Annotated in this window: 11 protein-coding genes; 6 read left to right on the forward strand and 5 right to left on the reverse strand. The window is 51.0% G+C overall.

Annotation, left to right across the window (positions count from 1 at the left end; translation table 11 throughout):
- Positions 1-3: 3 nt before the first annotated feature.
- From AACR41_RS10090 to AACR41_RS10115, 6 genes are all read left to right on the forward strand, one after another.
- Positions 4-423: a type II toxin-antitoxin system VapC family toxin gene (locus tag AACR41_RS10090; protein WP_030006787.1), complete on the forward strand. Its 420-nt coding sequence runs from the start codon at positions 4-6 to the stop codon at positions 421-423.
- Entirely contained in the window at positions 420-1112 is a 693-nt protein-coding gene (locus AACR41_RS10095; RefSeq protein ID WP_045441788.1) for a ComF family protein, read from the forward strand. Before AACR41_RS10090 ends, AACR41_RS10095 begins: the two co-directional genes overlap by 4 nt.
- 68 nt (positions 1113-1180) lie before the next feature.
- Complete coding sequence (gene efp, locus AACR41_RS10100) at positions 1181-1738, forward strand: elongation factor P (RefSeq protein ID WP_012305694.1); 558 nt, start codon at positions 1181-1183, stop codon at positions 1736-1738.
- An 85-nt stretch (positions 1739-1823) separates the two neighbouring features.
- Positions 1824-2321 carry an acetyl-CoA carboxylase biotin carboxyl carrier protein gene (accB, locus tag AACR41_RS10105; RefSeq protein WP_030006789.1) on the forward strand — a complete coding sequence of 166 codons (498 nt, stop codon included), beginning with the start codon at positions 1824-1826 and terminating at the stop codon, positions 2319-2321.
- 63 nt (positions 2322-2384) lie between these two features.
- Positions 2385-2732, forward strand: coding sequence for an ArsR/SmtB family transcription factor (locus AACR41_RS10110; protein WP_012305692.1), 348 nt, complete (start codon positions 2385-2387; stop codon positions 2730-2732).
- 117 nt (positions 2733-2849) lie between these two features.
- Positions 2850-3503 carry a DUF3318 domain-containing protein gene (locus AACR41_RS10115; protein ID WP_012305691.1) on the forward strand — a complete coding sequence of 218 codons (654 nt, stop codon included), beginning with the start codon at positions 2850-2852 and terminating at the stop codon, positions 3501-3503.
- Between the two features lie 12 nt (positions 3504-3515).
- On the opposite strand, the gene AACR41_RS10120 is transcribed toward AACR41_RS10115, so the two are convergent.
- The 5 genes from AACR41_RS10120 to AACR41_RS10140 form a co-directional block, all read right to left on the reverse strand.
- Positions 3516-6632 (reverse strand): hybrid sensor histidine kinase/response regulator, encoded by a 3117-nt coding sequence (locus AACR41_RS10120; RefSeq protein ID WP_030006790.1) that lies wholly within the window; start codon positions 6630-6632, stop codon positions 3516-3518.
- Between the two features lie 114 nt (positions 6633-6746).
- A complete protein-coding gene (locus AACR41_RS10125; RefSeq protein ID WP_045441824.1) occupies positions 6747-11144 on the reverse strand; it encodes a GAF domain-containing protein in 4398 nt (1465 codons plus the stop codon).
- A 95-nt stretch (positions 11145-11239) separates the two neighbouring features.
- Positions 11240-11731: a chemotaxis protein CheW gene (locus AACR41_RS10130; RefSeq protein ID WP_030006792.1), complete on the reverse strand. Its 492-nt coding sequence runs from the start codon at positions 11729-11731 to the stop codon at positions 11240-11242.
- 74 nt (positions 11732-11805) lie between these two features.
- Positions 11806-12168 (reverse strand): response regulator transcription factor, encoded by a 363-nt coding sequence (locus tag AACR41_RS10135; protein ID WP_030006793.1) that lies wholly within the window; start codon positions 12166-12168, stop codon positions 11806-11808.
- 82 nt (positions 12169-12250) lie between these two features.
- A complete protein-coding gene (locus tag AACR41_RS10140; RefSeq protein ID WP_030006794.1) occupies positions 12251-13459 on the reverse strand; it encodes a response regulator in 1209 nt (402 codons plus the stop codon).
- Between the last annotated feature and the right edge of the window lie 244 nt (positions 13460-13703).

Here is a 13703-nt window from a genome sequence, read left to right on the forward strand (position 1 = left end):
ACGGTGATTATTTTAGATACGAATGTTCTTTCTGAGCTCATGAAGCCCCAAGGCTCCCATCTGGTGAAAGCTTGGATTGCCCAAAAAAAACGTACAGAACTTTTTATTACAGCGATCACTCAAGCGGAAATTCTTTATGGTATTGCCACTTTACCAGAGGGGCAGCGACGGGAGCAGCTCACTCAAGCGGCTCGGAATATGTTCCAAATGGAGTTTCGCCATAAGATTCTCGCTTTTGATGATGAGGCCGCCATTGCTTTTGCAGACATTTCATCTGCGCGGCGAAAACAAGGAAGACCAATATCTCAGTTTGATGCTCAGATTGCGGCGATTTGTTTGATCAACCAAGGCATTATCGCGACTCGCAATATTGACGATTTTCATCATTGTGGCATCGATGTTGTTAATCCTTGGCAATCATGAAGCTTTTTCAAGATTTCTTTTCCCTATTTCTTCAGGATAAATGTCCCCTCTGCGATCGCCCTGGAGAACATATCGTCTGTCGGGACTGCGATCGCCAATTACAAAAAACAAAGCTCATCAATCCTAAACGCCACTGGCAAAACGATCTGCCGCTATTCGTCTGGGGCCAGTATGACGGCAGCCTCAAACGGGCGATCGCCACAATGAAATACGACAATTGCCCTCAACTGGGACGCTGGCTTGGTACCCAATTGGGTTCACAATGGCGAAAATCCTTTCCAAACCAGCAAAAATTAACCGTTATCCCCATCCCAATGCACCCCGCAAAACAACAGCAACGGGGTTTTAACCAAGCAGAAATTATCGCCCGTCAATTTACCCAAGTCACCGGATTACGCTACGAAGCCCAGCTTCTCCAACGCCCAAAAGCGACCCAAGCCCTCTTTGAACTGACGGTGGCACAACGACAACAGGAACTGCAACGGGCTTTTTCCCTTAACCATAAAGTCATATCCCAAGGATTGCGCCAGCCTATTTTGCTGATTGACGACATTTACACAACGGGGACAACGGCCACCGAAGCCCAACAAACCCTTATCCGTGGGGGCTTAGAAGTTTGCGGCATTGCGGCGATCGCCACCCCTAAAACCCAAAAAAATCCTCCCCCCGAAAGCAGTGGAGGAATTTAGCCGGAAATTTCCCTATCAACGGTAGAATATGGTTTGATTATGCAAGCCCGTAATGTTGCTAAAGCTCCATGATTTCAAGTAATGACTTTCGTACTGGTACATCCATCGAATTAGACGGTTCAGTGTGGCGCGTCGTCGAATTTCTCCACGTTAAACCCGGTAAAGGTTCCGCCTTTGTCCGGACAAAACTAAAAAACGCCCAAACAGGCAGCGTCGTTGAAAAAACGTTCCGCGCTGGTGAAACCGTTCCCCAAGCGATCCTCGACAAACGCACGATGCAACATACCTATAAAGAGGGCGAGCAGTTTGTCTTTATGGATATGGAAACCTATGAAGAAGTCCGCCTAACGGAAGCGCAAATCGGTGATCGCGTTAAATACTTGATGGAAGAAATGGAAGTTAATGTCCTCTTCTGGAACAGCCAAGTCATTGACGTTGAACTCCCGAATACCGTTGTCCTTGAAGTCACGGAAACAGATCCTGGTGTGAAAGGCGACACGGCCACAGGGGGCACCAAACCCGCCATCGTTTCCACAGGTGCCCAGGTCAATGTGCCTCTTTTTATCTCGATTGGTGAGCGCATCAAGATTGATACCCGCACCGATACCTATCTCGGTCGCGAATAAAGCCCCAAAGCTTTTTTGGAGATCCGCACTAATCCTGGCTTGGATCTCCCCCCTACCCATGCAGTTGTGAGGAATAACCTGTTCTGTGGCTATTAATTTACAAGAGATCCAAGAACTTCTATCCACCATCGGCCAAACCAATGTCACCGAGTTTGAACTCAAAACCGATGATTTTGAACTCCGTGTGAGCAAAGGTACTGTTGTGGCTGCTCCCCAGACGATGGTGATGCCCGAGGCGATCGCCCAACCAGCGATGTCCACTCCCGTTGTTTCTCAACCGACTGCAACCCCAGAAGCCCCCCAAGCGGAAACCCCAGCTCCCAGTGCGAGCATTGATGATAAGTGGGTCGCCATTACCTCTCCCATGGTGGGAACGTTTTACCGCGCGCCGGCCCCTGGTGAAGATCCCTTCGTTGCCGTCGGCGATCGCGTTGGCAATGGTCAAACCGTTTGCATCATCGAAGCGATGAAATTAATGAATGAGATTGAGGCAGAAGTCAGCGGTGAAGTTGTTAAAATTGCCGTTGAAGACGGTGAACCCATTGAATTTGGTCAGACCCTAATGTGGGTCAACCCAACCTAAGCATTCCAATAATCAATTGATACAATAGTCTTAAACTATCTATTCCTTTTTCTGAGAAAACCAATGCCTGACGACCATCAGATGCCCCCAGAAGTTCTCCAACAGGTAGCTTCGTACTTTAGTGTTCTGGGAGAACCGATGCGGTTGAGGATTTTAGGTCTTTTACAGGACGGGGAACGCTGCGTCCAGGATTTGGTTCAGGCAACGGATACAAGCCAAGCAAACGTGTCTAAACACCTCAAGGTGATGCTCCAGGCAGGAATTTTACAGCGACGGAGTGAAGGAACTTCTGCCTATTATCGGGTCAGTGATGAACTGATCTACGACCTGTGTAATTTAGTTTGTAATCGCTTGGCTGAGCGCATTGAAGAACAGGCAAAGAAGTTTCGCAATGCCTCTTTGACTTCCTAGGCGATCGCCTTTGTTGATGCTGTCCAAGGTTAACAAAAGGATTAGGTCACGAAAGTTTACAATTGTTATAACGAAGCAAGAATTTATTCCCTAGCCCACCTACAGATTGCCGATCCTATGACTTCCTATTCCACTTTTTCTGCCAGAGCCGAAATGAGTGAGCTGCGTCGCCTCAAGACGCTGTTGCCCCCTGAGTTGCAAAGTTGGGTGATGGTTGAGGGCACCACAGAAGTCAATCCCCCCCTCATCCGCTGCGAAGAATTAGGGAAAGATGAAGTCGAAATTCAAATTGATTTGGCGAAGTGGGAAAATCTCGCCATTGACCAACGCAACCTCTTGTTTTGGCATGAAGTCGCAAAGATCCAGAACGACACAATTCCCCGGGAAGGCTGGGAAATGGCAGCCCTCGCCATTGGTCTGGGGGGTGCTGTGGGCGAGCTTTGGGTCCAGGATGGTCTGCTCTTGGTTTTGGCGATCGCCCTTTGTGGTTTTTCGGGTTACCGACTGTGGCAAAAAAATAGCGGTGAAAAACGGATGACCATCGCCATTGATGCCGACGAACAGGCGATTCGCCTCGCCACTCGGTTTGGTTACACCCTGCCCAATGCCTACAAGAGTTTGGGGAGTGCCCTTAAAGCCCTGATTGAGCAAACCCCCAACCGCCGCAAACGCAAAGATTACGAAACACGGCTCCAGTTCTTACGGAAGAGTGCCGCCAAAGCCAAGGCCCAGATGGAAGACCAACAGGTACGCCGTCCGAAAATGAGCTAATTCCTGTAGTAATTAAGGGGTGGCGATCGCCGCTGGTTTAGCCTTCGTTTCGGCGATCGCCCCCTGGAGGGTTTCAATTAACTCTTGATCTAAATAGGGCTTCGTTAAGTAGCCATTTGCCCCCAACTGCTGGGCCAACTGCCGGTAGCGTTTACTACCTCGGGAAGTCAGCATTAGCACCGGAAGTTCCGCTTTCGGATGTTTTTTGCGACAGCGGCCGAGAAACTCAAAGCCGTTCATATTGGGCATTTCCACGTCACAAATGATCCCGACCACTTCAGGGTGAAGCTCTAGTTGATTGAGGCCATCGGCACCGTCTTGGGCCTGGATGACACGATAACCGGCCTTTTGCAGGGTGGTGGAGAGGGTTTGTCGGGTCGTTAGAGAATCATCAATGGCGAGGACAGTCGGCAAAGTTAGTTTTGGCTGGCGGGTCTGGAATTGGGGATTAATGATGGTTGTGTTGTGGCTATCTTTTTGGCAGACCCGTTCAATGAGGGCGGCACTATCTAGGACAGGAACGAGACGACCATCCCCTAAAATGGTGCAACCAGAAATATACCGAGGTGAGGCGATCGCCGTCCCAAAGGGTTTGATCACCAGATCTTGTTCGAGGAGAATTTGATCGACCCGCAAACCAATCACTTCATTGGCCTGGGCCATGACCAAAACCATCTGTTGGCCCACTTGATTCCAAATATTACTGATATTGCCCTGGGCTAAAGAGCCAATTTGTTGGCGACTGGCAATGGCCGAAGCGGGATAATTAAAGCCACTCAGGAGGGCTTGGACAAGGGGCACTGTTTTCCCCTGCCAGCGGAACTGTTCTTGATGACCGTCTTTTGTGAGATCTGCTTTTTCGGCAGCGGCGATCGCCGACAAACTATTGATAGGCACCGCAAAGACACTCTCCTGACAACGGAAAATCAACAATTTTGTAATGGTCATACTCCAGGGGAGCCGGAGGGTAAAAGTTGTCCCTTGGCCTAGCTCAGAGGTCAGGGAAATATTACCCTTGAGGGCGCGAATTTGCAGACGTACCGCATCAAGGCCCACCCCCCGACCCGATAAATGACTGACTTTTTCTGCTGTCGAAAAACCCGGAACAAAGAGTAATTCATACAGTTGTGACCGAGATAATTCCGCCGCTTCAGTGGCACTGACTAAGCCTTTGCGCACGGCTTTGGCACGAACCTTTTCAATGTCAATGCCGCGACCATCATCCTGGATTTCAAGGTAGGTAGAGTTGCCCCGGTTGTAGGCTTTGATTGTAATCGTGCCCGCTTCTGATTTATTGTGGGCAAGGCGCTCTTCGGGGGAGTCGATGCCATGGTCAAAGGCATTACGAACTAAGTGAACCAGAGGATCATAGAGCTTCGATAAAATCGCTCGATCCACAAGGGTATCGGTTCCTTCTAGGTTCAGGCTGACGGGTTTATTACCCTTAACGGAAAGATCACGCACAGTACGCGGAAAACGGTTCAGAAGCTCCCCAATGGACAACATCCGCGCTTGGATTAGATTATTTTCTAGTTGTTTGAGGGTTTGTTGTCGTTGTTTGAGGGCCTGCTGATCCTGCTGGGCGATGAGGGTGGTGTCTTCAATGGTTTCACTGAGCTGGGCCATTTCCTCGGTCATGGTCGAAGCAAAAATGACAAATTGTGCCAACTGAGCCCGGGCCTGGGGATTTTTGACCACTAGTTCTTTGGCATATTCTTGGAATTGCGCGGTAATTTTATCGAAGCGACCATACCAGCGTTTGAGGGAATCGAGGGCGTCGCTGCTTTGTTTATTCCGGAGTAGGGCGCTGTTGTCCTGGGTGACTAATTCGCCGACCAGGCTGTTGAGGTGATTGAGGCGGCCCATGTCGAGGCGCACGCTGAGGCTATTGGTGTCGATGCTTGGTAGAACGGGATTGGTAGGGGGGGCGATCGCCTTTTCTGGAACCGGAGCTGCTGCTGCAGAATTTGGAATTAACTTGGGTTCTAATGCCTCAGTCTGAGGAGGGCTGGGGGGAGTCTCGTCCTCGGTGGAAACAATATCATTCTGGATGATCGGTTCGCTGGGTTCCGGTTCATCCATGAGCACCAAGCTCGTGAGATCTACATCGACCTCCCCTAGGGCGTCATCGGCTTCTAGGATCAGTTCAGCCAGATCAATGTCACCCAGGACGGGTCGCATCTCGGCTTCTGGTCGGGCATTTTGGGTTAAAAATTGGAGAGCGGCCAGTTCATCGGCATCGAGGGAAAGACCGTTTCCTAAATCTTCGCCATTGCCGTTATTCACGAGGTCATTGGCCGTCTCTAGGGGAAGAGCTTCTGGTGCCGTTGACGGGGAGGGAGTCTGGGTTTGGCTGAGTTGCTGGAGGGCGGCACTGGGTTCTCCTCCCTGGGTGCGATCGCCAGCGAGGACAGCAGCTTGGCCTGCTTGAAAATCAGCAAGGGCGCAGCGGGCAATCTCCAGATACTGTTCAGCATTGGTTTCAAGGGCCGCTTGGGCCACCTGGGCGATCGCCGCAAAGCCTTCGAGGTTCAACATATCGCCTAGAGTCGCCAAAACTTCCATTTGGGAAACGAGTTCCCCGTGGGGATTTTTCGTCGGCGGTTTATTGACGTAATTTTCGAGGCGACCAAGGGCCTGGGGGACTTCTTCTTTGAAAATAAATTCAGTAATATCCCCTTCCATCTGCATTTCCGGCAATTCTGCCGCTTCATCCAGGGCATGGCCTAACTTTTGTTCTAACTGGCTAAAGATCGGTTTTGCCCGTCCTAAAGCGTGGTCAGGGTCATATTCTCCCTGGTGAATTTGCTGATTGATGGGGTCTTGGAGGGCGTCATAGGCTTCGAGCAACAGGTTTTCCAGCTCCACATCGAATACAGTGTCTTCTTTATAAAGAGCCCGGATGCCGTTTTCTAGATCATGGGCGATCGCTTGGATAGCCATCAAGCCCACACAGGCAGCGCCCCCTTTAATGGAATGGGCGGCCCGCATCAAACCATGGATTGTCGGTGTTTCGTGGTCTTGGCAGAGGTTCATCAAACCCGTTTCGAGGTGCTGCAAAAGCGCCTGTGATTCCTGGACAAAGAATTCATAGGCTTGATCGTTTGTATCAACTGTTTCCTTGGCCATGATTGGATGATGATCCCCTACTCAACCGATGTGATGATAAAAAATAATGTTGCGATGCGATGTTACTCGACAGGGTGGGGAAAGGGCGATCGCCTCTCCCCGATACCCCGACAACTACTGCACCTTAAAACGAGACACACTCTGTTGCAGTTCCCCGGCTACCCCCAGGAGCTTGGTGAACGATTCCGCCACCTTCACCGATTGGGCGGAGGTTTGATTAGAAACATTGGCCACATCCTGCATCGTTTGGTTCAGCTCATTGGAAATATCAACCTGGGTAGACGCCGAATCCGCAATTTTTTCGACGGTTTGGTTGATACTCATACTGACCTTGGCGAGATCCGTGAGGGCTTGGCGTGTCCCTTTCACCAATTTCGTCCCGATCAAGACCCGCTTCCGACCCACATCCATGGCTTTGATTACCTCGTTGGTTTCCGCCTGGATTTCTTCGATGATCGCCTCAATCTCCTTGGTGGCGTTGGCCGATTGTTCCGCTAGGGTGCGCACTTCATTGGCGACGGCAAATCCCTGTTCTTCTTCCCCGGCGCGGGTTGCCTCCACAGAAGCATTCAGGGCGAGGAGATTGGTTTGGTTGGCCAGTTCGCGGATCAGGTTTAAGACCCGGGAGATCTTCTGGGAAGAATCCGCCAGATTTTTCACCTTGCGGGCCGTTGCTTCAACGGTTTGTTGGATCGCCACAATCCCCTGGACAGTTCGGTTCATGGCCATGTCCCCTGATTGGAGGGTTTTGTTGGCCAATTGGACTTTGGCTTGGGCTTCCTGGGCGTTGCTGGCGACCTCTTGGATGGATCCAGTCATTTTAAAGAGCTTATCGAGGGCCACATTGACGCTCTCAGCTTGGCGCAACGCTTCCGCAGACAGGTTTTGAATCAAGGATTCACTTTCTTGGGCAGTGTCTGACACAATGGTTGTCGATTCCTGTACCCGCTGTACGAGCAGTTGGAGATTTTCGAGGGTGGCGTTGAAAAAGTCAGCGACAGTGCCCATTTCCCCTTCGGTGACCCCAGCCCGCACGGTCAAATCCCCTTCAAAGGATTCTTCAATTTCTTCGAGGAAGTTTTCAATTTGCCCTTGGAGTTGCTCCCGCTGTTGACGCTGTTCTTCGGAAACAATTTCTGCTTGGCGACGGGATGTTTCGACTTCTTCGAGGAGGAGGGCTTGGTCGAGGGCATAGCCCAACTGGATCGCCACCTGACGGAAGGACTCTACCAGGGGAGCTTCCCATTCTCTGGTACTCGAACATTGGTGCGCCCCCAAAAGACCATAAAGCTTTTGGTTAACGAGAATGGGAACCACCACGTTGGCCTTTACCTGCCATTTACCGAGTTGTTCTTCGTGACAAGCGGTGAGGCCCGCTTGGGAGACATCGGGGGTCACTTGCACCCGCCCTTGGCGATAGGGTTCAACGTAATCTTCGGGGAAACAGGGGGCATCGCCGGAAGTCATCATATCTTCGCTGAGTTTGCGCCAACCGGATTTGACAGCTTCATATTTAATCCGGCCATCCCAGTTGTCATCAAAGCGATAAACTACGACCCGATCGCACTTCATGAGCTTGAGGGCTTCTTCGACGCCAGTCCGGAAGATCCGTTCTAGATCGAGGGATTCACGGATCCGGAAACTGATGAGGTTTACTTGGCGTGTCCGGACGAGTGCCTGCTCCTGTTCCCGGCGGAGGAGGGCCTGGTCGAGGGCATACCCCACCTGTTCTGAGAGTTGACGGAGGATATCAATTTCCACCTCACTCCAAAGACGGGTGCTGGCACATTGGTGCACAATCAACATGCCATAGAGACGTTGGTTCGCACTAATCCCGGTGGCCATATAACCCTTGACACCATAGGGGGCAAACTCATTCACATGGCAGTCAACAAAATCAGCATTAAAAATATCGGGAATCGCGACGATGTGACCCTTCTGGTAATTTTTTGAGAGCTTTTCTGTGACCCGGGGTTCATTGGTGCGTAAGCCGAGGGTTGTGGGGTAGCCCTGCTCCACCGATTCTGCGGTGATTAGCCCTTTCCAAGAGGAATCAAATTCATAGACAATCGACCGGTCTGTACCCAAAAGATCCTGGGCTTCTTCGACAGCGACATTGAGAATGGCCTCTACTGTCGAGGCGGCCTGGAGTCGCATCCGGGTTTCATTCAGGCGCTTGGCACGGTCTTGTTCTTCCTTGAGGAAAGCCTGCTCTAGAACATAGCCAATCTGCTGGGCAATTTGCTTTAGGGTATTGATCTCTAGGTCAGTCCATTGGCGCGGCCCAGAACATTGATGCACGATCAACATGCCATAGAGCTTTTGGTTAGCGACGATGCCAACGGCCATATAGCCTTTAACGGCATGGGTCGCAAATTCGGTGATGTGACAGTCGATAAAGTCAGCTTCGTAGATGTTGGCGTAGGCCGTCACTTTCCCCCGGATGTAGGCCTTGGCAAATTTTTCGGTGACACGGGGTTCGTTGGTTTTTAATCCCAGGATCGACTCAAAACCAGACACAACGGATTCTGCATTGATCAGGCCGCGCCAGTTTTGATCCAAGCGATAGACAATCGCTCGATCAGCAGTGAGGATGTCTCGCGCTTCTTCGACGGCGGCGCTGAGAATTTCTTGGACTTCGAGGGATTCCTGGAGACGGGCACTCATCTCACTGAGGCGTTGGGCGCGCTCGGCGGTCATCTGCCGTTGTTCAATAAGGCTAATGCGTTCGAGGGCAAAGTTAACTTGGTTGCTAATTTGCTGGAGTAGGTTGCTATCGACCTCTTGCCAGGGGTGGGCACCTTGGCAACGGTGGACGACGATCAGGCCGAAAAGATTGCGTTCGATGGTAATAGGAGCAATCATCATCGCCCGCACCTGGGCCTGGTCGAGGGTTTCTAGTTGGGAGGCACTCAAACCGATGTCGCTGAGGCGATTTAGGACGGTGAGTTTGCCGCGCTGGGCCTGCTTGAGGTAGCGTTCATCGAGGCCACAGTCCTGGAGTGTTTTGCCCATGAGGCTTTTCCAGCGGGGATCGGCAGCTTCGGCGATCGCCATGGCTTTTTGGGGGCCATCGACCCGGAAAATGAGCACTCGGTCGGCTTGGAGGGCTTCGCGGGCATCGTCTACTGCTGTTTCGAGGATCTCTGCGGTGTCATTAAAACTACCGAGACGGGACGACAATTCATTGAGAATTTGGGCCTGGAGCGCGGCATTTTCTTGCTGTTGGAGGGCAAAGGCTTGATCGAGGGCAGTGCTGACCTGGGTGGCGGCCTGGCGCAAAATCTCTAGTTCACTATCGGCCCAACGGCGGGGTAGTGAGCATTGGTGCACCATCAAAAAGCCCATGAGTTTTTGGCGGGCGATAATGGGGGCGATCGCACTGGCGCGAATCCCTTTTGCCTTGAGGTGATTGAGCACCGCTTCATCAAGATTGGCATCGTAGATATCCTCGATGACAGTCACCTGACCCCGGAGATAGGCGTCTTGGTGGGAGGCCTCCAGCCAGGGAAGATCGAGTTCTAGGCCCAGGATTGTCGGAAACTGCCGTTCCACAGCCTCAGCGACCACTTGACCCCCAAGGGCATTTTCACCGAGCTGATAGACCACCGTGCGATCGCCCCGGAGCGCAGTTTGCACTTCCTGAACCACCGCCGCAAAAATATCCGCTGGCGTGAGAGATTCCCGGATCCGTGCACTGATTTGGTTTAACCATTGGGCCTGTTCCGCCGCCGCCCGCTGTTGATCTAACAATTGGGCCTGGTCGAGGGCGTAACCCACCTGCACCGCTAACTGCCGGAAAAATTCGATCTCCGACTCTGACCATTCCCTGGCGATCGCACATTGGTGGGCCACCAATAACCCATACAACTCTCCCCCCAAAAGCAGCGGTGCCGTTAAACTTGCCTGGACTTCCAATTGTTGCCATTGATCCAGTTGGGTATCATCTGTTGTTGTTCCGTGGCCGAGATTGTTGAACGCTTCAACCCGCCCCTGCTGAAAGAGCCGAATGGCATGGTCTGATAACCCCACTAGAGAATAGGACATTCCCAAAGCGCTGGGCCACCGCCGTTCCACGGACTCGTACATCACTTTGCCGAGCCAATCTGGGTCATCAAAGACATACACCACCACCCGGTCTACATCTAGGGCATTGCGCGCATCCGAGACCGTCGCATTGAGAATATATTCAAAACTTAAGGACTCACGAATGTGGGAAGTCATCGCATTGAGAAGCTCAGCCCGTTCCACTGCCGCCCGTTCTGTGGCTAACAGAGATTGGAGTTCTTCCGTCATCATGTCGATGTTGGAACGAAGATTACTGAGTTCACTCACAAGGGTGCCAGCCTTTGAGGTGAGGGTGGAATGCTTGCCGTTGTTGGCGTTGGTGGCCTGTACCGGCACAATGGTCACCGTTTCTTCAATGGGTCGTTCTTTGCGGTCGTGGCCGAGGGATTGGGGCTGAAGACGGTTGTCTTGGGAGCTGTTGGGGCGGAAGGGAGCTTGAGTCATGGCAGTTTCAGGGAATTTCAATTTAGATAAACGCAGGGAAATGAAAAAATGAGGGGCCAAAACATTGGGCCGATTCATTATTCAGTCTGGAAAAATCAGCCTGGGGATTTGAGGTGATCTAGCAAGGCTTCGAGGTTGATGCTCAAGATGGTTTCCCCCGAAGCTGTCCGAAACTGGCCAGCCACCAAAGCTGAAACCTCAGGGGGGATTTGCCCTGGAGGACCAGGTAATAACTCCAGGCGATCGCCGCGTATGAGATGCTGCACCTCAGCGACGAGAATCCCGAATGTCTGGTGGTTGACCGTAACCCGTAAAACATGGCATTGCGATCGCCCATAATCACCAGCCAATAAAGGAGGCAAACGCAGGGCATAGGCTAAATCCACCAGCCATAGCACATCGCCGCGCCAGCCACAGACCCCCACCACCGCAGGCGGCAAATCTGGCATTTGCACAATGTGTCCCAACTCGACATTGATCGTTTCGACCAATTGAGCCGTGGGCACCATGGCCCGAAAACCATCGGCCAAAAGAATACCAATGTATTGTGTTGTGCTACTTTCCGGGGCAGAGGTCACAGGGGCCATAAACAACGCTCCAAATCAAACTTCAGTCAACAAAAGTTGCGCTAGACGAGATGGCAAATCAGGCAGCGCCAAGCTTAAGGGATCCAACGCCGTACCGCGTTTAACAATTCATTTTGGTCAATGGGTTTGGTGACATAATCATTGGCCCCTTGTTTACTGGCCCATTTTTTATCCATTTTTTCAGCTTTGCTAGAGCACATGATGACAGGAATATTTTGGGTTTTTGGATTATTTTTCACCTCACGACAAAAGCCAAAACCGCTTTGGCCCGGCAGCACCACATCCAAGACAATGCCATCGATCATTTTGTGATCCAGGATGGCCCGCGCTGCCTCTGCCGTCGTCACCTTTAGCAAGCTAAACCCGGCATTTTCTAGGCAACTTGTGATAATTTGTGCTTCTGTCGGACTATCTTCAACTAATAATAAAGTTGCCATTACAAACCTCTGGGGAAAATTCAAATTAAATAACAATTTTTGTTTGAGAGCAACCCTTAAGTAAACTTTGAAAAGTCAAATTTTATCGGGTAGAGCTAGAAACTTTTAAGGTGACATCTTCTGTTTCATTATCCTGTGCGGCAACTTCATCTAAATATTTTTCAATTAAGGCAATGGTTTTCTCTGGATCCGGTGGTTTCCCCAAAAAATCTGAAGCCCCCACGAGCTTGGCTCGATTGCGATCAATCAAGGTATCGCGGCTGGTCAAGACAATAATTGGCGTTTTTTCAAACACAGAGGTTTGCCTGAGAAACTTACACACGGTGTAACCACTAGCATTGGGCATTACGAGGTCAAGAATGATCACGTCTGGTTGACTCTCGATGAGCTTGGCAACGCCCCGCATGGGTTCACTAATGCCGATGGTGCGATAACCAGCCCCTTCGAGGATTTTCCGTAGGGTTTGGAGAATCACGGGGCTATCATCAATGCAAGCAATGAGGGCATCACGCTTTTCGGGCGATCTCAGACTGCCGGAGGTGGGGCCATCAGCATCGGTAGATTCTGCAAGATGGCCTAGGGGAGGGGGTAAATCGGCAATTTTTTTCAGTTGAACAATGCGCTTTTTTAATAGGGGAATTAGGGCATTGGCAACGCTATTAACCGATTTACCGAGGCACACAGAAATGTCCCACATGGTGAATTGTCCATTGAGATACTGACCCAAACTGCCAAGGGCACTGGCATCAATACCTGCCTTTAGCACTGGGGCGAGGGTGGGACTCAAGTTGCCAAGACCAGCGGCTTGCCATTGTTGTTGGAGTTGCATCACTCGCTTGAGGTCGGGTTCGACTTCTAGGTAAGACAAGGACAAACTGAGGGCGATTTCTGTGGCATTTTTTTGGGTTTCATGGGATTCGATGGTGGCATCGGCATAGCAACCAAGATCGAAGAAGACTTCCTGGGCGATCGCCCGAATAATCGCCTTCGCTTGCATGACCGTCAGTTGTTTGGTTGTGATCCCTTGGTAAAGGAGCTGATATTCCCACATTTGCGAGCTGATCAGTTCTTGGGGATTCGGCGTCCACTGGGGAGCCAGCCGTTGGGTAATGCGGTACCAACGACGGGTAGAGTGGATACCGGCGGTGGCATGGAGAAGACGCCCGGACAGGAGATGAATATGCCCCTGGTATTGACTATTCCCCACAATCAACTCTCCCGTAGCCCGGGTTTGGCACAACTGGTTTAGTTGATCGGCGATGAAACTGAGTGTATTGCCTGCAGCAGTCATATTCTGTGTCTAGAGCATTCTCGATTTTAATATACCCATAACATCACGATCACCTAACAAAAACTTTGCAACAATATACAAATCAATTGATTGATTTAAAACCCTAAAAATCAAGCAATCAACAGTACAATAAACCCAAACAATATTTTCTTTGCATGGGAATTTATTCGCTTTATTTTGATTTTTATTGCCGCACAAGTATTGAGGCGGTTCTTAATTCCGCTGTTGCTTTCTACGTATAAAC

This window comes from Picosynechococcus sp. NKBG042902 (assembly GCF_963864045.1).
In the GTDB taxonomy this organism is placed as follows: Bacteria; Cyanobacteriota; Cyanobacteriia; order Cyanobacteriales; family MRBY01; genus MRBY01.